Source organism: Bifidobacterium tibiigranuli (assembly GCF_009371885.1).
Lineage (GTDB): Bacteria > Actinomycetota > Actinomycetes > Actinomycetales > Bifidobacteriaceae > Bifidobacterium > Bifidobacterium tibiigranuli.
The window spans coordinates 79,143-99,148 of record NZ_QLZA01000003.1 but is presented as its reverse complement, the minus strand read 5'-3'; the positions used below and the strand labels follow the sequence as shown (position 1 = coordinate 99,148).

Sequence of the window (20,006 nt, the reverse complement as noted above, 5' to 3'; positions counted from 1 at the left end):
ACCCTCAGTCTAGCGGAGCGGAGCTGCAAATTGCCTGTGAACGTTGCCTGTGAACGTTGCCTTTGAAAAAAATTGTGCCTGCTGAGGTACTCAGGCGCTTCGCGATTGCGCAGGGCGGCGCGGGTACGCGCAGGCCGTTCGCACATCGACGCCCAGCGGGCTTGCTAGAGTGAGGTACCGTGCGAATCATAGTTGCTGACTGCCAGGCCGAATACTCCGGTCGTTTGAATGCCTCGCTGCCGCTGGCCAGGCGCGTCCTGCTCATCAAGGCGGACAACAGCGTGCTGATTTTCTCGGAGATCGGCTCCTACAAGCCGCTCAACTGGATGGCGGCCCCGTGCAGCATCAAGGAGATCGAGCCTTCCGGCGCCGATGACGATGTTGACACTGACATTCCCGAGCGGGTGCTGCGCGTATGCGCCGACAAGTCGAGCGACATTCTGGAGATCAACCTGCAGCATATTTACTCCGACGAGGCCTATGAGCTGGGCACGGACCCGGGGCTGGTCAAGGACGGTGTCGAGGACCATTTGCAGCGCTACCTGGCCGAGCAGATCGAGCGCATCGGCGAAGGCGCGAAGCTGGTGAGGCGCGAATACCCGACGGCTATCGGCCCGGTGGATATCATGGCGGTGGATGCGAACGGCGATCATGTCGCCATCGAGATCAAGCGGCATGGCGGCATCGACGGCGTCGAGCAGCTGACGCGCTACTGCAAGCTGCTCAACCGCGACCCGCTGCTGGCCCCGGTGCACGGCATCTTCGCCGCGCAGACCATCACTCCGCAGGCGCGCACGCTGGCCGAGGACCGCGGCTTCGCCTGCCTGATTCTGGATTATGACGAGATGAAGGGCTCACAAGACGGCAGCCTGCGCCTGTTCTGAGGCTGCGCGTCAGCCTCGCTCAGCCCGCGTAGAGGATGTCGACGACGAAGTACAGGGTCGAATTCGCCGGAATCTTGCTCTTCGCCGTATCCCCGTAGCCTTCGCTCGGCGGCACGACCAGCAGCACCTGCGAGCCGACGGTTTGCCCGGCCAGTCCGTTCTTCCAGCCGGTGACGACCTGATCGAGCGAGAAATCGGACGGCTCGCCGCGATCCCAGGAGGAATCGAACTGGGTGAGCTTGCCGGAGGCATCCAGCGTCCAGCCGGTGTAATGCGCGGTGACGGTGTCGGTCGACTTGACGACGCGCCCCTTGCCGACGATCAGCGGCTGCGCGACCAGCGCATTGCCCGGCTTGTAGCCGTTAAGGTTGAGCGAGGGCCTGCCCTTGGCATCCAGCGTCACCTTCGGCAGATCGGCGGGAATGTTCTTCGCCGGCGTGCCCTGCGCGCGCGCAAGCGGCTTTGACTTGGAAATGAGCGTCAGCGCCATGATATAGGAGCTGCCGCTGCTCTGATCGTTGACGCCGAAGGCGATGGTGGCGTCGATCTTCTGCCCTTTGAAGAGCTGGTAGTACCCGGCGCTCATGCTGCTTTTGTTGATGCTCATGGAGCAGTCCGGTGTGTTCTTGGTCCAGGAATTGGCCATTTGCGAGCCGTCCTTGGCACTGAGCGCGATGCCCTGCGAGCAGACGTGATCGCCGTCTTCGACGGTGGCTCCGTTGCCCTTCTGCAGCACGGCATAGGTGTTGTTCTCCACGGTCATCGGTGTCTGGAAGGAGACCTTGGGCTCCTTGCCCAGCTCGCCGCTCGCGGTGACGCCGGTCAGCGGCTTCATGCCGGTCGGTGCCGAAGACGACGACGCGGCGCTGGACGAGGACTTCTGCGATGCGCTCGATCCGCCGCAGGCGGCGAGCGAGACGCACAATCCCAGCGAGCACACAACTACGGCGGCCCGGGAGAGCAGGGAACGGTTCATAATAATACGCATGGCACACCACACTACCGTCCAACCCTGATTTCTCAGCTTTCGCGCGCTATTATGCCGGGGCCTGTAGAATAGTACTGTTATGACATCTGCACAGAATAAGCGCGAAGAGCCGTCGGGCGTGAAACGGCCCTCAAAACACGCCATAATCATGCGCGGAGTCGTCGCGCCCATACTCGGACTGCTTGCCGTGGCAAGCATCGTGCTGGGGTATTTGAACGCCACGATCTGGAAGCCCAGCTCTCAGATCACGGCCAAGGCGACGGTTTCCAATACGCGATACCTCGTGACCGACCCCGGCGTGCTGCAGCTGGTGGACTCGCAGGCGCGGCTGAAGGTCGACGCCAAGAACGCCGACGCAACCGTCTGCGCGGCGCTGGGGAGCGCCAAGGACGTGGCGGGATGGGTCGCGGGCAACGCCTACACGCGCATCAGCGGGCTGAACGATTGGACGACGCTGGCCACGCAGCAGGCTAAGGTGCAGGGCACGCCAAGCTCCGGCGGCAATGAGGTCGCCTTCCAGGATTCCGACATGTGGAGCGCCGCGCACTGCGGCAATGCGAGCGTCACGCTGGACATCGGGCAAAAGGACGCCAACTCGATAGCACTGGTCGACTTGGGCGAGGATTCCTCTCAGGCCACGGTCTCCATGCAATGGACCCGGCAGACGCTTCCTGATTTCGCGACGCCGCTGTACTTCGTGGGCGGGCTGCTGGTGGTGATGATGGTGCTGTCGGCCTCGGTCTTCGCGATGCCGGCGCGCAAGCGACGCAAGCGCATGATATCCAGCGAGCCGGTGCGCTCCAGCGAAGAGGTCGCCATCGGCGAGGCACTGACCGGCAGCCTGCGCGGGCTGACTACTGCAGTGCGCATCAAGCCCAAGTCCGGCGGCGGGCAACGCCGTCGGCACGCTGCCCACGGGGCGGGCTCCCAGGAGGGTACCAAGGCTCAGGATCAGAGCGCGGCGCAGTCGGCGAAGCAGGGGCCGGCGATTATCGACCCGACCTCGCGCAATATGGTTGCCGATCAGCAGGGTGCGGCATCCGAGGCGTCCGTTTCAGCCGGCGGCGAAGGCTTCGCGGATTCCGGCGAGGCGACTTCCGTCATCACCCCGGACGAGCTGCAGGAGTACTTCGCGCGGCTGTCGCAGGAGATCGCAGCGCCCGACCAGCCCCAGGGCGCGGCCGGCAACGACGACGCCACCTCGATCGAGTTGGATTCCGGCGATGAGGATGTTGAGGCTGTCGCCGAACAGGTAGGAGACGCTGTGGAGCAGCCGGGAGACACGCCGGTGCAACCAGCTGCTGACGATACCGGCGATGCCGATGATGCTGACAATACGCATGCGCATGAATCGCATGAGTCAGGCGCATCGGGCAAAGACGCCGAAGATGGCGAAGATGGCGAGAACGACAAGGAAGGAGAGCGGTCATGAAGGCGCGTTCCATGAAACTGATTGCCGTGGTGCTCTCCGTGGGAATGCTTACGAGCCTTGCCGCGTGCGAGGGGCAGGTGCCGGTGGTGCAGCCGTCCGCAAGCTCGAGCGCGACTCCGGATATGAGCACGGCGCAGGAGAAGAAGATACGGCTTGCGACTCTCAAGGTGATTGATGACGCGGATGCGGCGAAGAACGTCGACCTTCTGCCCCAGCGGCTTTCGGGTCCTGAGCTTGACGTGCGCACCAGCCAGCTTACGGTCGCCAAGGCCACTGGCGGGCTTGATAAGTTCGCCACGATTCCCAAGGACATGACCCAGACGGTCATCCCGACCGATTCAGGCTGGCCGCGTGAGGTATATACGATCACGACCACGACGCAGGATCAGCAATCCAAGCGTCTGCTGGTGCTCAGGCAGGACAGCGCCCGGAGCAACTACCAGCTGTGGGGCATGGCCAGGCTGTTCCAAGGGGCCAAGCTGCCGAAGTTCGCGGTGCCCGATATCGGCGCGCAGCTCGGCCAGGCTGATGACCCGGGATTGCTCGCCAAGCCGCAGGATGCCGTCAACCGCTATGCCGACCTGCTGCAGAACGGTTCGGGAAGCAGATACGCCGGCGACTTCGCCGACGATTACTTCCGGCAGTCCTTGACGCAGCTGACCCAGACCGTGCAGGAGGGCATGCAGCGCAACAATGGCACGCAGCAGCAGATCTTCAACGCGGCGCCCGACCAGATCAGCGTCATGCGATCCAGCGACGGCGGCGATCTGGTGGTCGCGCGCATCGACTCCGAATGGACCCGCCAGACCGGCCAGGGCCGCGAGTCCCTGCCGGCGAATGACGATGAGAAGGCGCTGTTCGGCGCTGCGAAGCCCACCAGCACGCTCAAGGTGACGTATGTGAATGTGGTTGCGCTCTATGTGCCGCCGGCCAAGGCGAATCAGAAGATCACCGCGGTCGGAGCCGAACGCCAGCCGATTAAGGTCGAGGCGCTGTAGATTTTGGTGTGCAATGGCGTGCGCGCGTGGGCTGGCGCACTGCGGTGCGTGGCGTGCAATGGCACGCGGCGTGGGTCCCTGCGCATGGGTTGCGCTGTCAGACGCAAGCGCCGGCGGCTGGCGCAGGCGCACGCTAGATTGGTGTGGAGTTGAGTTTGCTCCTATTCGCTACACTTTGGAGGCATGATGGCGGGTCAACAGCAGTACAATCCGGGGATGTCGCTCGCGGGGGCGGTCGACCTTGAATCGTTGAAGCATCAGGCCGAGGCCGAGGCCGAGCCGGGGCAGGCCGGGGGCGCGCCCAAGGCGGGCGGCTACGTCGTCGATACGAGCGAGAATACCTTCCAGGCGATGGTGCAGACCTCCTCGACCTTCCCCATCGTGCTGCTGCTGTGGACGCCCACCGACAGCCGGATGTTCGAGCTGGCGCGGACGCTGGGCGAGACCGTGAACGCGATGAATGGGCAGATTCAGCTCTCCCGCATCGACGTCGCATCGAATCCTTCGATTGCCCAGGCGCTGCAGGTGCAGGGGGCTCCCGCGCTGTTCGGCTTGGTTTCGGGCCGTCCTATGCCGATTCTGCAAGGCTTGCCGCAGGGCGACGAGCTTCGGCAGGTGTGCGACGAGGTCATTCCGCAGCTGGTGCAGCTGGCCCAGCAGTCCGGCGTGACGGGCACTGCGCCGTACGCCGATATTCCCGATGATGGGGATGCGGCGGGCGAGGCATCCGAGGCTGAATCTCAGGTGCCGCAGATTCCGCCCGAGCATGCGCAAGCACATCTGCTTGCGCAGAATGGCGACTACGAAGGCGCTGCCGCCGCCTATGCGAAGCTGGTGGAAGCGGACCCTCATGACGAGCTGGCCGCGCGCGAGCGTTCGAAGGCGCTGCTGCTGGCCCGTTCGGCGAAGAGCAATGTGCGGCAGGTGCGCGCGCAGGCCGCTGCGGCCCCAGACGACGTTGACGCGCAGCTTGCCGTGGCCGATATCGATATGATCGGCGGGCAGATCGACGATGCCTTCGGGCGGCTGCTGGATTACCTTGCGTCCGGGCATCGCGACCAGATCGAACCGGTGCGCCAGCGCCTGCTCGAGTACTTCGCGATCCCCGAGTCCGCCGATCCACGCCTTTCGCGCGCACGTCGCCGCCTTGCGACCCTGATGTACTGATGCGTTGATGCGTTGATGCTGGTAGGTGTTGAGGCGGTTGCGCGTAACCGTATGACCTGTTCCGCGTAGCCGTATGACCGCTATCGCGACCCTAGCGGTCAACATGCAACGGTAATCGGGCCTTGTGCGTTGCCTTTTGTACGCTAGACACGAGTTAGCGGTCATAAGGCGACGCTCATGGGCGATGATGGGCGTTATGAGCCAGGCTGTGCTGCATTATCTTTTTGGGTGCTGCGCCCATCGCCTATTCTCAAATGTCACGTTTCCCGCACTAACCTGACCCTTGTGCGGGATTTGCGTCGTATAACCGCTGTCATATGTCACAACCCCCGCATAAAGGTCGAGTTAATGCGGGAGTTGTGACGGTTGCGCAGAGCTTGTTTGCCCTGATTAGCAGCAGCGCCGTCGTAGGGTCGTAGGCACTACGCAATGTATGCGATGTCACTGCATGCGATTCCTGCCGAAGAACTGCTCGAAGTGCGGGCCCTGCGTTGCGAGCTCCTGCTCGAATTCGGCGCGCCATGTGCCGAAGGGGTGGGCAGCGAGTCCATCGTTGGAGAATCGCGGCTGATCGGTGATTTCCGTGACGCAGAAATTCGGGATGACGAGATTGGTGACCGGGCCGCTGCGTTCCGCTTCCGCCACGATAAGCGGCGCATTGTCACCGCCGAACACGTCGATGCTCCATCCGTCCTCGCCAATCCATGCGGAGAAGCGGTTCTTGATAATCGGCTCGCCTCCGCGACTGATCAGTTCGGCGGCGATATGCGCGTCGATCTCGCGCTCCGCCTCGTAGCGCGTACCGCCCACCGACGGCCCCTTGACCGTGACATAGGCCTCGGTGAACTTGTCGCGGTAGGCATCCAGCAGGTCGAGCGGATTGGTGTCCGCGTTCAGGTCGACGCGAACCGCATGGCTGACCAGCCGCACGCGCAGCGCATAGTTGTCGGCATGCACGTAATAGCTTTGCACAATCAGCGCTGGCGCGTCGCCGTCGTCCAGCTCGGGCGGCATTTCGCGGCAGAAGAAGCGCCGCTCGTATTCGAAGTCGTTCAGCGCGTTGTCCATCACAGTTCCCATACGCACAGTCTAGTCGTAAAGGCAGCATGGCCGTAAATACATCATTCTGGCGCGTAAAGTCGGGAGTGCGTGTAGAGTAGTGGGGTGCTGAGGGCTTGTAGCTCAGTGGATAGAGCGTCCGCCTCCGGAGCGGAAGGTCGTGGGTCCGAATCCCATTAAGCCCACCATATGTTTGTCGTTCATTGGCAGCGTGCAGGAATTGTGTGGCAGTTCTCGTAGTTTCGTCACGCAAACAGCCCTGTTTCCGTGACGAAACTACGAGTTGTCGCACGATGAAGTGTTAGCACCAGAGTGACGCGCTGCACTTGCGGCGCGTTCCATAGTATTTTCCGGCCATCGGCACACGGCCGCACAGCCGCCAGTGCTACCCTAAAACGCATGTACAGACAAATCGCAGTGCCTCCGGTAGGACTTCATTCCGTCGAAAAGCAGGAAGAACTAGGGCGTCAGGCCCGCAAGAGCCTGCCCAGGAGCGCGGCGCGGGATTGCTCGATTGACGGCCGCGATCCGGTGGATTTGATTACTGCGCAGGACGAGTCACGGCTTGCCTCGCTGGTGCCGCTGCGCCACGCCCGTATGGGGGTCAGCCCCTTCCGCTTCTATCGGGGCACGGCAGGCCTTATGGCGTATGACTTGGCCGGCCAGGCCGATACCGGGGTGAATGTCATCATCTGCGGCGATGCGCATATCGGCAATTTCGGATTCTATGCTTCGCCGGAACGTAATCTCATGTTCGATCTCAATGACTTCGATGAGTCGGCGCCGGGGCCATGGGAGTGGGATGTCAAGCGCATGGCCGCGAGCGTTGCCATGGCCTCTCTGGCGCATGATAATGACCGCAAGGCCGCCGAACGGGTGGCGACCAAGGCCGTGGGCGAGTATCGGCGGGCGATGAAGGACTTCGCGGAGATGCCGATGGTCGATCGGTACTATCTTTCCGTGCGCGATGACATGCTCATCGACAGTCTGAATGGGCGTAGCCGCCAGGAGCTCACGCGTGTCACGGAGAAGGCGCGTCGGCGCACTTCGGAGCAGGCTGTTCAAAAGCTCATGGTCACAGGCCCTGATGGCTGGCGTCGGTTCCGCGAGGAGCCTCCGGTGCTGCAGCACTTGCGATCCGCGGATCAGTATGCCGTGAACGAGCTGACCACGCAGTATCTGTCGAGCGCCAGGCCCGATATCGCCCTGCTGGTAGCCAACACCAGGCCTGTCGACATCGCGCTGCGCGTCGTCGGCGTGGGCAGCGTGGGGACGCGCTGCTATGTGGTCGCGTTGGAAGGGCCCGACGGACTCCCGCTCGTGCTGCAGATCAAAGAAGCGCAGGAATCGGTCATCACTCGCGCCCAGACTTTGCGCGCGCCGAAAGCCAAGACGCTGGATGCCGCTGGCGAAAGCGGGGATCTGGCCGCCGCGCTATCTCCGACGATGTCCGCGAAAAGCGTGCTGAGCGATGCCTATTCCCAAGGCCGCCGCGTCGTCGCCTGCCAGCAGGTGCTGCAGAGCGTGTCCGACAATTTCCTGGGCTGGCTCAGCTTCGAAGATCGCGACTATTACGTGCGCCAGTTCCGCGACATGAAAGGCAGCGTCGACGTGGACACCATCGGCGGGTCGATGCTTGCCCGCTACGCTCGCACCTGCGCCATACTGCTGGCCCGGGCGCACGCGCAGAGCCCCGCATGCTATTGGATCGCTGGGTATCTGGGGAAGTCGGATGTCTTCGACCGCGCGGTGGGCGCGTGGTCCTTGGATTACGCCGACCAGATGGGCAAAGACTACGAGGCATACAAGCAGGCTATTGCGGATGGTCGCGTCGAGGCGTCGGAATTAGCGTAAGACTCTGGGATTCAGGCGCGTTCGGCCACAGGTGGCTTACGACGTGAGCAATGCCATATAAACGGCCGTAGCGTTTCGTCCGAGGCTCTCATAGAGTAGTGCCCATGCCTTGCACAACTATTCTCATCGGCAAATCAGCAACCTACGACGGGTCGACGATCATCGCACGCGACGATGACACCGGCCACGGCAAATTCGATCCCAAGCGCTTCGTGGCGGTGAATCCCGAGGATCAGCCGCGTCATTACCGCAGCACGCTGAGCCACGTGAGCATCGAGCTGCCTGATAATCCCTGCCGCTACTCGATCGCGCCCAACGCGCTGCCCAATCGCGGCATTCTCGCCGAGGCCGGCATCAGCGAGCGCAATGTGGCCATGACCGCGACCGAGACTCTGGCCGTCAACGAGCGTGTGCTTGGCGCGGACCCGATGGTGGCGCTCAAGCCGGCGCAGGGCGGCGATGACCCGCAGTCGACCGATTACGTGCCTGAGCAGCCCGGCGGCATCGGCGAGGAGGATTTCATCACGCTCGTGCTGCCGTATGTGCATTCGGCGCGCGAGACGGTGCAGCGGCTCGGCGCGCTGCTTGAGCAGTATGGCACTTACGAGGTCAACGGCGTTGGCATCAGCGACGTGGACGAGGTGTGGTATGTCGAGACAATCGGCGGCCACCACTGGATCGCGAAGCGCGTGCCCGACGACTGCTACGCCACGATTCCCAATCAGCTCGGCATCGACGACTTCGATCTGGACGACGCATTGGGCGAGCAGAAGAACCATATGTGCAGCGCGGATATGTGCGAGTTCATCGCGGCCAATCACCTCGACCGCAGTATGGACGAGAGCCCCGAGCACGTCAGGCACTTGAATCCGCGCAAGCTGTTCGGCACCGCCACGCCGAAGGACCATATCTACAACACGCCGCGCGCCTGGTACATGCAGCGCATCCTCAACCCCAGCGAGGACTGGGATTCGCCCGCCGCGCCGCTCACGCCGATCTCGGAGGACATCCCGTGGTGCCGTGTGCCGGAGAACAAGGTGACGATCGAGGACATCGATTTCATCATGAGCTCGCATTACGAAGACACGCCCTATGACGTGTATGGCACGCAGGGAACCGAGGAGTCGCGCCACCGCTACCGCCCGATCGGCATCAATCGCAACGGACATCTCGCCGTGCTGCAGCTGCGACCCTACGAGTCCGCAGCGAACCGCGCGGTGATGTGGCTGGCGTTCGGCTCGAACCCCTTCACTTCGGTCGCGCCGTTCTACACCAACGTGCGCGCGACGCCGGAGTATCTGGCCTGCACAAGCGGTGAAGTGACGACCGACGCGCTGTACTGGACGAACCGCATCATCGCAGCCGTCGCTGACCCGCATTTCCTCAGCAACAGCGCCGATCTCGAGCATTTCCGCGAGGATATATTGGCTTATGGGCACAGGCTTGTAGCCGATACCGATACGGCAGCCAAGAAGGAAGGCATCGACAGCATCCCCGATATGCTCGAACAGGCCAACGAGACCATGGCCAGCCACCTGCGCCAGCGGACGAACGCGCTGCTGGCCCAGGTCCTGTTCACCTCAAGCAACCTGATGAACAACTCTTTCTCGTTGTCTGATAGGTGAAGAGAGACCGGCTGCGGCCGGATTCAGACTCGGACTTGGACTCGGGCACGGCATCGGCAGATGGATCCTGCTGAAAACGTGGATTTCGAGATCTGATACGCTGCTTGCGTCGCGCAGGCCGTGCGAATTATGCATTGCGCGAATCACGCATCTCGGACTCACGCAATGCATAATTCACGCAGCGTATCGCGTGGAGTCGGCGACTTGTGCGATGTATTCATCGAACACATTGTCGACGCTGCAACGTTCCAACCGGTACGCGGGGAAGGCCTGCGGATCGTTGGTGATTACGCGGTAGCCGCCCAGCGTCTCAGGCCTGGGGTGTTGCGAACCGCTCCACGCGATGATGTCTCGTTCCGCAAGCGCTTGGTATTCCTCCTCGGTCAGGCGGAATACCGAAAGCGCATATGGGGAGGGGAAGCTGCGTTTGAAGGTTTCGACAGAGATTCGCGGGGATGTGCTGCGGGCCGTTTCGAACGGCTTACAGCAGCCATCCCGCCAAGTGTAGCGATACGAGCGAATTCCGGTTTTGTCGGTGACATATTGTGCGAAATGGCTGACATCGATGGGTCCTTCGAGCCATCTGCGATATCGGGGAAGATTGAACGCTTCGCGCAGCGCCAAGTTTGATTGAACATCCAGCGCATGCTCGGGATCGAGCGCTGTCGTATCGAACAGTGAAGCGGACTGAGAGCGGATTGAATGATCGGCTTCAAGCTCGAAACGCATCGCGCCCACGAATTCACCTTGATACCCAGGCTGCACGTACAGTGCGCCATGGCTTTCGCCATACGCCGTACGGTGCTGGTGCCCGCAGATCATGCCGTCGATGCCTTGGATGGAGTCAAGGATGCGATACGCCTGATCCTCGCCGGTGTCATATTGAGTGGGGCGGCCGTCGGCCATGTCGCGCTCGATGCCGCCATGGTAGGCGAGTATCACCAGATCAACCTGTTTGCGTACCTCGTGCACGGCATCCGCGATGCATTGCACGGCGTCGTCCACGATGATGTCAGCGGTGTTCGCGAACGCAGTTAGCTGGGGAAGTGCGCCGGTCACTGCGCCGATGACAGCAACGGAGACGTCGGCGAGCTCGAGGATGCGATATGCGGGGAAGATGCGGGTGCCGGAAAGATCGAAGACATTGCAGCAGACGAGTTTCTCGCCGAGAAACGGCTGTTGCGCCCGCAGCACGCCGACGCCGTGGTCGAAATCGTGGTTGCCCGGAGCCATGGCATCGTAGCCGCAGATGAGTGCGGATTTGGTGAGTGGCGAGAGGAAGGCAGATCCGCCATCGGTTTGCGCTGGCTGTGTTGTTTGTGTATCGTTCGCCCTCACGCAGTGCGCAAAAGTGGCATAGGGACTGCCGAAGTAGTAGTCGCCAGCGTCGATCAGCAGCGTATGCTCGCTGCCGTGTGCATGACGGATCGCTGCTCCGGACAGAATCCCGGCCGAACCATGCGAAGCTGCTGAGATGTCAGTCGGCTCAAGGCCGAGCGAAGTTGGCAGGAAGCCGTGTATATCGCTGGTTCCCAAAATGGTGATTGTCGTCATGAGCATTCCTTGCTAACGGTCTTCGCAATTGACAGTGAATTACAGCAGCTTTTTACGCAGCCAGCCTGTTCCGGCATCGATGGCGGCAACCACTACGATGATGCCAAGAAGCAGTATGCTCACTCGATTCCATTGGCGGCTCTGAATGGCGAAGATCAGAGGCGCGCCGATACCTCCGGCGCCAACCAATCCTAATGTGGCTGCGCTGCGCACTGCTATCTCGAAATGATTGAGCGAGAGTGAGGCGAAAATCGGAGCAAGTAGCGGGATGCGTCCGAACAGCGTGGTCTTCCAGAAGTTGGCGCCGACCGATTCCATGGCTTCAGCCGGGCCGGTGTCCATCGATTCGATCGACTCGGCGTACAGTTTGCCCAGCATGCCGATTTGGTGGACACCTAGGGCCAGCACGCCTGCGGCTGGTCCCGGCCCGACCACTTTGACGAAGACGATTGCATACACTAGTTCGGGGAAAGCGCGCAGTATATCGGTGACAAACTTTGCTGCAACGGGTATCGCCGGCATGTGCGGCCATAGCGTCGAGGCACTGATAAAGGACCACGGGAAAGCCAAGACCGTCGCGATAATCATGCTCAGGAAGGCGATACATATCGTCTGCAGCATGAGGGAGACAAGATCCTCGCCGCTGCCGTCATAGACATAACCCCAGTCGGGGCGCAGGAGCTGAGAGAAGGTATGGGTGAGCGTCGGCCATGACATCGGGGCCTTGTCCCCGTAGTCGACTGTTGCGAAGCATGCCACCACGATAAGAGCTACCAACGCAATCGAGATGCGCTGACCCCAAACTCCTACCGCGTTTTTAGACCTTCGGGAAGAGGGGCCAGACAAAGTGCTCGTATGTTGTATTTCATTGTTCATCGCAGTCTCCTTCGAATGCTTCCGCTAAGCCAGTCGACAGCGACGACGAGCACCAGCACGGTGAGGATTACCAATGACACTCGATCGTAGCGTTGCAGGCTCAGTGACGAGTTGAGCAAGACTCCCAGACCGCCAGCACCCACATAGCCCAAGACGACCGATGCGCGGATATTGATTTCAAAGGCATACAGCGCGTAGCTCGCGATGTCGTCGCGCACTTGCGGGGCAACGGCCCATACGGCCGTTTGCGTGCGATTTGCGCCGACTGAGTGCGCGGCTTCGAGCGGGCCCGGGTCTACGGTGTCGATGGTCTGATACACGAGCTGGCCCACCACACCGAATGTGAATATGGCGATAGTGAGGATGCCGCTTACCTGCCCGATGCCGACGAAGGCGACGATCAGGGCGGCCAGCAGCAGATTGGGAATTGTACGCACGATGTCCATGATGATGCGCGAGGCCGCGGTGAGCGCGCGGTTTGAGGTCACTATCCGCGTGCATAGGAAGGCGAAGGGGATGGCGAAGACCAGCCCCAGAACTGTGCCTACGACCGACATGCGTATAGTCTGCAGCAGCGGTATCCAGAGCTTGGCGAAATATGGCCAATCGGGGTGCAGGAGGTTAGAGAAGAAGTCAGCAGCCTGATCGGCGTTCTCAAAGGCGTCGATCAGGCTCGTCCCGGTGACTGAGGATGCTCCGAGCACGCAGACGACGATAAGCGCAAAAGTTGCCAGATTTCTCCACAGATGACGGTGAACTGTCTGCGATAGCGCTCGGCGAGGCGCGGAACGCTGTATTGGCGAGCCACTCATTGCTGCCTGCTTTCGGCTTTGTCATCAGCGATGCTCTCTGCTCTCGCCTCAGCGGCTGCGCTGACGGCAGCGCCAGATGCACCGTCTGCAGTGTAGATTCTGCGGAACATGTCATCGGTAAGCTCCTGCGGCGCCCCATCGAACACAATGCGTCCGGCGCGCATGCCGATGATGCGTGAAGCGTATTGCTTCGCGAAATCGACCGAATGGATGCTGAGCAGCACAGTGGTGCCCGCATCACGGTTAATGCCGCGCAGGTCGTCAAGAATCGTCTGCGAGGTGACTGGATCCAGAGAGGCGACCGGCTCGTCGGCCAACAGTATTCTGGCCTCTTGGACTCTCGTGCGGGCGATGGCCACGCGCTGCTGCTGGCCGCCGCTGAGACGATCGCTGCGCTCCTGGAGCTTATCGGAAAGTCCTACCGTCGCCAATGCCTGATCGACGAGTTCGTAATCGGCTCTGGGGAAGAGTCCCAGCAGCGTTTGCAGCGTAGAGTATCGGCCCAATCGTCCGGATATCACGTTCTTCTGCACGGTGGCGTTGCCGACCAGATTGAATTGTTGAAAGATCATGCCGATGGAACAGCGCATCGCGCGAACCTCTCTTCTCCTGGCTTTCGTGATCGAAGTGCCATCGATGAGAATGTCGCCGGATGTGATGTCGTTCAGCCGATTGATGGAACGCAGCAGCGTGCTTTTCCCTGCGCCGCTAGGGCCCACGATGGCGACGAACTCTCCTTCGCCTACGGTCAGACTGACGCCGTCGAGGCCCAGCGTGCCGTTGTCATATCGCTTGGTGACTTTGTTCAAAACGATCATGTGATGGCCTCCCTAGGCCTCGAAATATCGTGAATAGTAGCGTTCCTGCCCGGTTGTGCCGGACAGGAACATGAAGTATGAGGAGTGTGTAGCGTAAAGGGAAGTTGCCGGCGCGCGGCATGCTGCGCGCCGGCAACTTCCCTTAGTCGGCGGCGAGTTTGAGGTACTGCTCTATGGTGTCGTAATTCTTCTCGTTTGCCGGAACATAGCCTTTGTGTCCCCACATGGCCATGGCTTCGGCGCCTTCCTTGTCTTTGGGCATGCCGAGGAAGGCCTGCTTGACCTTATCCTGCAGTGATGCGTCCATCGAAGGATTCACCGCGATGGCATCGTTGGGGATGTCGCCTTTGGTGAGATACAGCACCCGAAGATCTTTGAAGAGGTCCTTGTCGCTGAATTTCGAGGCGAATACGTTGCGGGCGCCTTCGAATACGAAGCATGCGTCTTGCTGGCCTTCGAGCACTGCCGTCATTGCGCTAGGGATGTCGTTGACTGTCGTCAGTGTCGATGCGGTGGTCGGGTCCACGCCCGCCTTCTTCATCTCAGCTACAGGGTAGATGTAGCCGCTTGCTGAAGCTGGGCTGAGCGTGGCAATTTTCTTTCCTTTGAGATCTGTGAGCGAATGAATCGAGCTGTCGGCGCGCACGAGTACTTCGCCCTTGAACGAGTCACGAAGCTTGCCCTCAATCGGCTTACCGGTCGTGCGGTCATAAGCGCCCAGTTCGGAGGTGAGGATTGCCTTGGCGGCCTTAGCCTGCCGAGCTTGCACATAGGCTGCAGGCGGCATGATGCCGATATCAACTTTTCCGGACTTCATCGCCTCCACAATGGTCGTGTAATCGGTCGCCAGCGTAACATGGACCTTCCGGTCGAGCTTCTTGCTGAGATAGTCACCGAAGGGTTTGGCCTTGGCCTGCATCGAGCCGTCGTTGTTGGTGGGTACGAACTGTAATTCGAGCGTTTGGGTGTCGGAGCTCTTGGCTGATGATGCCTTGTTGCCGCAAGCCGCCAGAGACAGGCATAAAGCCGCACCGACCGTAGCTGCCGTAGCGGTCTTGGCCAGCGTCTTCATAGTGCTGAATGACATGTGCTTTCTTCTTTCGTGTGCATGGAATTACCGGCTTTGCGCCGGAAGGGTGCGATTGGATCGTTGGTGCTGGATTGAGGTGTGTGATAGATCGCCATGGACGACGATTGACGGTGGTGAATTAAATTCGTTGAGCCTCCTCGTGTTCAGTGTTCAAGATGCTGGGAAATCATGGTGATGAGCTCGGAGTCGTCGCCTCCGCGCAGTTGCTCCATCACGGCCTCAACCATGATGTCCAGAGGAAGACGCGAGGTCTCGATGAGTTCGCTGCTGAAATCCATGCCGGAGACACATGCCGCGACGGTGACGTCGGCTTCGTGGGCGAGTGTCGAGTTCGAGAAAATTGTGATGGCCAAGGTGTTCACGCCCGCGCTATGAGCTGTGCGTGTGGTACTGATGGTGTGGGCATTTTCTCCTGATCCGGAGATGGCGATGACCAGATCATCCTTGCCCAGCGATGCGGCGGAAATGTCTTGCGCCATGGGATCAACGATGAATGTGGCCAGTATCTTCTCGCGGGCGAGACGTGACTGCAGCGTGTTGCCAATGCCGATTGACAGACCTGACGCGAGTATGAGAATATGCCGGGCATGGCGGATGAGTTCCAGCGCGCGGTCGAGAGCTTGGGCGTCAAGAGAGTCAGTGATGGATTGCAGTGAGGCGACGGTGGCTCGCACCCTTGCGATGATCTGCATGCCTTCGCCATCTGTTTCTTGGATGGACGTTGGCGGAGCCTGACGTTGGCGCAAACGGACGATAGCATCGTCACGGGCTAGCAGCATGCGTAGTTCGCGGTATCCGCTGTACCCCAGATCGGAGCAGGTTCTCACAACCGTGCCAGCTGAAACGCCGGAACGCTCCGCGACTGCTGCAATTGGCAGGTTGATAACCTGAGCTGTGTTGCTAAGCAGAAAATCAGCTACTTTTCTTTCTGCTGGATCCAAGGCATTACGTGCGGATTGCAGACGAATGATTACCGAATCATTGCTGAGCCGGGTGCCAGGCGTTGCTCTGCGCGCCTGTTCGTTCAACGTTGCCATGAGACACATCCTTTGATGATGTCGTCATACATATCCGGCAATTCTGGTGCCTGATAGGTGGCGCGAGGGTGTGTGCCGGGCGACTTACAGCCATGGATGTATGCAGCCTCGTATCCTGCGGCGAGCACCGGTGCGATGTCATTGGACCAGTAGTCGCCTATGCTGAGCAGATGCTCGCTTGCGGATTGCTTGGTGAAGGCTTGCAGATGCGATGGCCATTGGCTGGGTTTGCTGGCATCGGGGACTATGGCATCGAAGTCATCGGTGAGCGCGAAGCGTTCGAGCGTCTCGCGCAGACCAATAATTGGCGAGTTCGACAGCAGTATTCGCCTGCATCCAAGAGCGCCGAGTTTGCGCAGAAAATCTTTCATGCCAGAAGGTATGTGAGATGTCGTAAAACCCCGAGCGAGATCGGTTCGGCTCGCCAAATAAGCATTCTGCAGCTGACTTGGAGCCATATGGTCACGGCAGAAATACGCCACGACGTCATATCCGTCTTGCCATCCGTATGTGTTAAGCGTTTGTGCAGGTAACGAGTCATCCAAGTAATCATCAAGCACCTTTTCGGCTTCGTAGCGAGGTTTCGGCGCAAGGTTGGCGTAAGCGTGTCGCGCATAGGACCGGACCGGTCCGTCGCCGAGACAGAGTGTGCCGTCAAAGTCAAAGACCACGGTTCCTGTAACGCTCGATTGGCTGCGTGCGCTGCATGGTGCAGATAACGGCATAGCTTCATTAAAGCGTATAAAAAAGTTTGTATAATGGTTTTTGAAAAAAATTCAAAGAGTGTTATTCCATTATTAACACAAACGAAATGAATGACGTAGATTAGTTATGTGGTGCTCATATCTCATGAGCCATAGTATTGGCCTTCAGCGGGTTCTTTTTTCGTTCATTGGGTACTCCGGTTCGCGGTCAGATGGAGAGCCAGGGCCAGAGTCGAACGTGGAATCGGAGCCAAACGCAGCATTGTGGCCGGATTGGGTGGGTGTCGCGCTGATTGCGGCACTGGTCGCAGGGGCGGAATTCGAATCGGTCTCGTCGCCGTGCTCGGGAGCAGCGTCGGGCATGGCATCGCTGTGCGGCTCTTTGGCATGGCGGGCTGTTTCCTTGGCTTCCCTCGCCTTGCGCCGCTGCAGTGCCTTTTTGGCCTTGTCGCCCTCGAAGCGCAACTCGGGCTTTGCCTCAAGCCGGGAGAGGCCGTACCACGCCAGATTCACGATGTGCGCAGCGAGCTGCTCCTTGCCTATCTTGCGTTGGTCGGCCCAGTATTGCCCGGTGAACACGGTCATGCCTACGAGCATCTGCGCGTAGTAGGGCACGCCTTTGGCAGGCAGATGCTGGTTCTTGAACGATTCGTCGAGAATCTCCTCGACGCGCATGCTCACATCGCCCAGCAGCGAGTTGAATGACCCGGCCGGATCAGTGCTCGGCGAATCGCGCACCAGCACCTGGAACCCCTCGGTATTCTCCTCGATATACGTCAGCAGGGCCAGCGCCGTGCGCTCCACGAGCTGGCGCGGATGCTGCTGCGGGTCGGCCAGCGCCTTGGTGAGGGCGTCATTCAGGGCGCGCATCTCGCGATCCACCACCACTGCGTACAGCCCCTCCTTGCCGCCGAAGTGCTCATAGACGATGGGCTTGCTCACTTTGGCGCTCGCCGCGATCTCCTCGACGCTCACCGCCTCGAAGCCCTTTGCGGCGAACAGGGATCGCCCGATCGTCAGCAGCTGTTCGCGGCGCTGGTACGACGTCATTCTGGAAGCATTGGCCATGTCTCCAGTCTCCCACACCCGGCGAAGATTGGCGGTACCAGGCATTTGCATCGTCTTATGACCGCTAACTTGACCTTAACGTAGGAAATGCTACGTCTGAGAGGCATATAACGTGACATTTTACCGTTAGGGTCAAGTTAGCGGTCATAAGGCGATGTTGCCTAGCATCGATGGGCTTTGGGTTGCTTGATTACCTGGGTGACGGTGGCCTGTCCGTTGAAAACCATAGGCTATTGGTATGGATACCACAATGATTATCGGCATCGTCGTACTCGTGGCCTTGGTGATTGCGGCTGTGGTCGCCGCCGTGCTCGTCGACCGTTCGCACAAGCGCCGTGCAACGGGCGCGCACGACGATTCCCCATCGCGTACACGTTCAGCGCAGCAGCCCGAAGCCGCTGCGCCTGCCACCGCCCAGTCCTCTTCCGAGGCTTCGAAGCAGCAGACTGCCCAGTCTGCCGCATCGGCGCCCCAGCAAGCAACAACAGAGTCCGCAGTCAACCCCACAGCAGAATCAGCAAGTTCCACGCCCGCCGAGCGGCCCGTGGAAACGCCGGAATCCGCCGGTTCGCGCATTGTTCGGCTCAAAGCGAAGCTTGCGAAAAGCTCGAATCCCTTTGGTCGTGCGCTGTTCAACATTCTGGCCAAGGACCATCTCTCCGAGACGGATTGGGAGGATGTCGAGGACACGCTGCTACTCGCCGATGTAGGTGCCGACGCCAGCGCGCAGCTGGTCGAGGAGCTGCGCAACGATGCCCGCGTCACCGGTGCCAGCGACCCCGCGCAGGTGCGCGATGCGCTGCGCTCCAAGCTGCTCGACTTGGTGGGCACGGACACGGATCGGCGGCTGAACGCTGATAAGAACGCCACCTCCGATGCAGCCAGCTCGGACACAGCCAATCCCGATGCCGCTCAGCACGAATCTCGCCAGCCCAGTGTCATCATCATGGTCGGCGTCAACGGCACCGGTAAGACCACCACTGCAGGCAAGCTTGCACGGCTCTTCGTCGCCGAAGACAAGAAGGTGGTCATGGGCGCGGCTGACACCTTCCGCGCGGCCGCCGCCGATCAGCTTGAGACCTGGGGCGCCAAGGTCGGCGTGAGCGTCGTGCGCTCCGACAAGGACGGGGCCGATCCGGCCTCGGTCGCCTTCGATGCGGCGCAGCAGGCCAAGGACGCCAACGCCGACGTGCTCATCATCGACACGGCCGGCCGCCTGCAGAACAAGGCGAATCTCATGAACGAGCTGGGCAAGATCCGCCGCGTCGCGGAAAAGGTCCTGCCTGTCGACGAGGTGCTGCTCGTGCTCGACGCCACCACCGGTCAGAACGGCATGGCGCAGGCCAAGGTCTTTGCCGAGGCGATCGGCATCACCGGCGTGGTGCTCTCCAAGCTCGACGGCTCGGCCAAGGGCGGCATCGTCATCGCCGTGCAGAAGGAGCTCGGCGTGCCGGTCAAGCTTGTTGGTCTGGGCGAGGGCCCGGACGATCTCGCTCCCTTCGATGCGGCGGCCTTCGTCGACGGCATTCTGGCCTGAGCAGGCTGACTGACTGGTTTGTTTGGTTATATGCTGACTAAGCCCGACTGCCAAATCCAGCCGACTCAGCCAAGCTCGATCAGCCAAACCCGTCTCGCACAAACCAGCTCAACTCAGCCCAGCCAGTCCAGCCCAGTTCAGCCTCGCCGCGAAGCGCGGCACGCCCGCCAGCGGATGCGCGTGGCCGCAGAAGGACTTTTGTAAAAGCCATGTTACGGCGGCCATGCGGCTGGCGTGCAGTGAGACGCAGCTCACAGCCGGGCCGGATGCGCATTCGACACGCGCAGAACAATCGCAAAGCGCCACGGTTTCGGCGCATTGTGGCGCATGGTGTCAGGGTGCTCCGAGCCCGCGTTATGCCTGTGCGACTAGAGTCAGAATCAGGGTGCGATGGAGGATGGACGTAACATGCTCGTAACCTTGCGTAACCTGACGAAAATCGGAGTGGCGTTCGATATCAGTTGTAGGTTTCTCGCTATGAGGAGCTGCATAACGAATATGGC

General features: G+C 60.7%; 17 protein-coding genes and 1 tRNA gene. 8 read left to right on the top strand and 10 right to left on the bottom strand.

The features are described 5' to 3' along the window. The first annotated feature begins 179 nt into the window (after nt 1–179). Nucleotides 180–884: an endonuclease NucS gene (gene nucS, locus DDF78_RS03300; protein WP_152580367.1), complete on the top strand. Its 705-nt coding sequence runs from the start codon at nt 180–182 to the stop codon at nt 882–884. A 19-nt stretch (nt 885–903) separates the two neighbouring features. Here nucS and DDF78_RS03295 read toward each other — a convergent pair whose 3' ends face one another. Continuing rightward, entirely contained in the window at nt 904–1,872 is a 969-nt protein-coding gene (locus tag DDF78_RS03295; RefSeq protein WP_237564527.1) for an FKBP-type peptidyl-prolyl cis-trans isomerase, read from the bottom strand. 79 nt (nt 1,873–1,951) lie between these two features. On the opposite strand from DDF78_RS03295, the gene DDF78_RS03290 reads away from it, so the two are divergent. The 3 genes from DDF78_RS03290 to DDF78_RS03280 all read left to right on the top strand — a co-directional run bounded on the left by DDF78_RS03290 (nt 1,952) and on the right by DDF78_RS03280 (nt 5,469). Continuing rightward, nucleotides 1,952–3,304 (top strand): hypothetical protein, encoded by a 1,353-nt coding sequence (locus DDF78_RS03290; RefSeq protein WP_237564526.1) that lies wholly within the window; start codon nt 1,952–1,954, stop codon nt 3,302–3,304. Beyond that, on the top strand, nt 3,301–4,302 hold the full coding sequence (locus DDF78_RS03285) for a DUF8094 domain-containing protein (protein ID WP_152580366.1): 1,002 nt from the start codon (nt 3,301–3,303) through the stop codon (nt 4,300–4,302). Before DDF78_RS03290 ends, DDF78_RS03285 begins: the two co-directional genes overlap by 4 nt. Nucleotides 4,303–4,488: 186 nt before the next feature. After that, nucleotides 4,489–5,469 (top strand): tetratricopeptide repeat protein, encoded by a 981-nt coding sequence (locus DDF78_RS03280; RefSeq protein ID WP_152580493.1) that lies wholly within the window; start codon nt 4,489–4,491, stop codon nt 5,467–5,469. Between the two features lie 441 nt (nt 5,470–5,910). Here the strand turns inward: DDF78_RS03280 and DDF78_RS03275 are convergent, their stop codons facing one another. Next, complete coding sequence (locus tag DDF78_RS03275) at nt 5,911–6,537, bottom strand: CYTH domain-containing protein (protein ID WP_152580492.1); 627 nt, start codon at nt 6,535–6,537, stop codon at nt 5,911–5,913. Between the two features lie 103 nt (nt 6,538–6,640). Between DDF78_RS03275 and DDF78_RS03270 the strand changes: the two genes are divergently transcribed. From DDF78_RS03270 to DDF78_RS03260, 3 genes are all read left to right on the top strand, one after another. Next, nucleotides 6,641–6,716, top strand: a tRNA-Arg gene (locus tag DDF78_RS03270). Between the two features lie 211 nt (nt 6,717–6,927). Then, nucleotides 6,928–8,382: a DUF2252 domain-containing protein gene (locus tag DDF78_RS03265; protein WP_152580365.1), complete on the top strand. Its 1,455-nt coding sequence runs from the start codon at nt 6,928–6,930 to the stop codon at nt 8,380–8,382. Nucleotides 8,383–8,486: 104 nt separating this feature from the next. Further along, nucleotides 8,487–10,007 carry a C69 family dipeptidase gene (locus DDF78_RS03260; protein WP_152580364.1) on the top strand — a complete coding sequence of 507 codons (1,521 nt, stop codon included), beginning with the start codon at nt 8,487–8,489 and terminating at the stop codon, nt 10,005–10,007. 174 nt (nt 10,008–10,181) lie between these two features. On the opposite strand, the gene DDF78_RS03255 is transcribed toward DDF78_RS03260, so the two are convergent. From DDF78_RS03255 to DDF78_RS03220, 8 genes are all read right to left on the bottom strand, one after another. Continuing rightward, entirely contained in the window at nt 10,182–11,561 is a 1,380-nt protein-coding gene (locus DDF78_RS03255; RefSeq protein WP_152580363.1) for a metallophosphoesterase, read from the bottom strand. Nucleotides 11,562–11,600: 39 nt separating this feature from the next. After that, the gene (gene phnE, locus DDF78_RS03250; RefSeq protein WP_152580362.1) at nt 11,601–12,437 is read right to left on the bottom strand and encodes a phosphonate ABC transporter, permease protein PhnE; all 837 of its coding nucleotides are present in this window, start codon (nt 12,435–12,437) and stop codon (nt 11,601–11,603) included. Next, on the bottom strand, nt 12,434–13,249 hold the full coding sequence (phnE, locus tag DDF78_RS03245) for a phosphonate ABC transporter, permease protein PhnE (protein WP_152580361.1): 816 nt from the start codon (nt 13,247–13,249) through the stop codon (nt 12,434–12,436). The genes phnE (DDF78_RS03250) and phnE (DDF78_RS03245) overlap by 4 nt, the downstream gene beginning before the upstream one ends. Next, nucleotides 13,246–14,067, bottom strand: a complete 822-nt coding sequence (gene phnC, locus DDF78_RS03240; protein ID WP_152580360.1) for a phosphonate ABC transporter ATP-binding protein — start codon at nt 14,065–14,067, stop codon at nt 13,246–13,248. The genes phnE (DDF78_RS03245) and phnC overlap by 4 nt, the downstream gene beginning before the upstream one ends. A gap of 142 nt (nt 14,068–14,209) precedes the next feature. Further along, nucleotides 14,210–15,154 (bottom strand): phosphate/phosphite/phosphonate ABC transporter substrate-binding protein, encoded by a 945-nt coding sequence (locus tag DDF78_RS03235; protein WP_202613186.1) that lies wholly within the window; start codon nt 15,152–15,154, stop codon nt 14,210–14,212. 146 nt (nt 15,155–15,300) lie between these two features. After that, the gene (locus DDF78_RS03230) at nt 15,301–16,194 is read right to left on the bottom strand and encodes a MurR/RpiR family transcriptional regulator (protein WP_152580359.1); all 894 of its coding nucleotides are present in this window, start codon (nt 16,192–16,194) and stop codon (nt 15,301–15,303) included. Beyond that, the gene (locus DDF78_RS03225) at nt 16,182–16,919 is read right to left on the bottom strand and encodes an HAD family hydrolase (protein WP_152580358.1); all 738 of its coding nucleotides are present in this window, start codon (nt 16,917–16,919) and stop codon (nt 16,182–16,184) included. Before DDF78_RS03225 ends, DDF78_RS03230 begins: the two co-directional genes overlap by 13 nt. Nucleotides 16,920–17,063: 144 nt before the next feature. Then, nucleotides 17,064–17,948, bottom strand: a complete 885-nt coding sequence (locus DDF78_RS03220; protein ID WP_273192305.1) for a TetR/AcrR family transcriptional regulator — start codon at nt 17,946–17,948, stop codon at nt 17,064–17,066. Between the two features lie 256 nt (nt 17,949–18,204). On the opposite strand from DDF78_RS03220, the gene ftsY reads away from it, so the two are divergent. After that, nucleotides 18,205–19,503, top strand: a complete 1,299-nt coding sequence (gene ftsY / locus DDF78_RS03215) for a signal recognition particle-docking protein FtsY (RefSeq protein ID WP_152580356.1) — start codon at nt 18,205–18,207, stop codon at nt 19,501–19,503. The last annotated feature ends 503 nt before the right edge of the window (nt 19,504–20,006 follow it).

Excerpts from the sequence above, each read along its gene's own strand:
- DDF78_RS03235 (WP_202613186.1), bottom strand. The coding sequence starts at position 15,154 with ATGTCATTCAGCACTATGAAGACGCTGGCCAAGACCGCTACGGCAGCT.
- DDF78_RS03220 (WP_273192305.1), bottom strand. The coding sequence starts at position 17,948 with ATGACGTCGTACCAGCGCCGCGAACAGCTGCTGACGATCGGGCGATCC.
- ftsY (WP_152580356.1), top strand. The coding sequence starts at position 18,205 with ATGGATACCACAATGATTATCGGCATCGTCGTACTCGTGGCCTTGGTG.
- DDF78_RS03230 (WP_152580359.1), bottom strand. The coding sequence starts at position 16,194 with ATGGCAACGTTGAACGAACAGGCGCGCAGAGCAACGCCTGGCACCCGG.
- DDF78_RS03275 (WP_152580492.1), bottom strand. The coding sequence starts at position 6,537 with ATGGACAACGCGCTGAACGACTTCGAATACGAGCGGCGCTTCTTCTGC.
- DDF78_RS03260 (WP_152580364.1), top strand. The coding sequence starts at position 8,487 with ATGCCTTGCACAACTATTCTCATCGGCAAATCAGCAACCTACGACGGG.
- phnC (WP_152580360.1), bottom strand. The coding sequence starts at position 14,067 with ATGATCGTTTTGAACAAAGTCACCAAGCGATATGACAACGGCACGCTG.
- phnE (WP_152580362.1), bottom strand. The coding sequence starts at position 12,437 with ATGAACAATGAAATACAACATACGAGCACTTTGTCTGGCCCCTCTTCC.
- DDF78_RS03265 (WP_152580365.1), top strand. The coding sequence starts at position 6,928 with ATGTACAGACAAATCGCAGTGCCTCCGGTAGGACTTCATTCCGTCGAA.
- DDF78_RS03290 (WP_237564526.1), top strand. The coding sequence starts at position 1,952 with ATGACATCTGCACAGAATAAGCGCGAAGAGCCGTCGGGCGTGAAACGG.
- phnE (WP_152580361.1), bottom strand. The coding sequence starts at position 13,249 with ATGAGTGGCTCGCCAATACAGCGTTCCGCGCCTCGCCGAGCGCTATCG.
- DDF78_RS03255 (WP_152580363.1), bottom strand. The coding sequence starts at position 11,561 with ATGACGACAATCACCATTTTGGGAACCAGCGATATACACGGCTTCCTG.
- DDF78_RS03225 (WP_152580358.1), bottom strand. The coding sequence starts at position 16,919 with ATGCCGTTATCTGCACCATGCAGCGCACGCAGCCAATCGAGCGTTACA.
- DDF78_RS03285 (WP_152580366.1), top strand. The coding sequence starts at position 3,301 with ATGAAGGCGCGTTCCATGAAACTGATTGCCGTGGTGCTCTCCGTGGGA.
- DDF78_RS03280 (WP_152580493.1), top strand. The coding sequence starts at position 4,489 with ATGGCGGGTCAACAGCAGTACAATCCGGGGATGTCGCTCGCGGGGGCG.
- DDF78_RS03295 (WP_237564527.1), bottom strand. The coding sequence starts at position 1,872 with ATGCGTATTATTATGAACCGTTCCCTGCTCTCCCGGGCCGCCGTAGTT.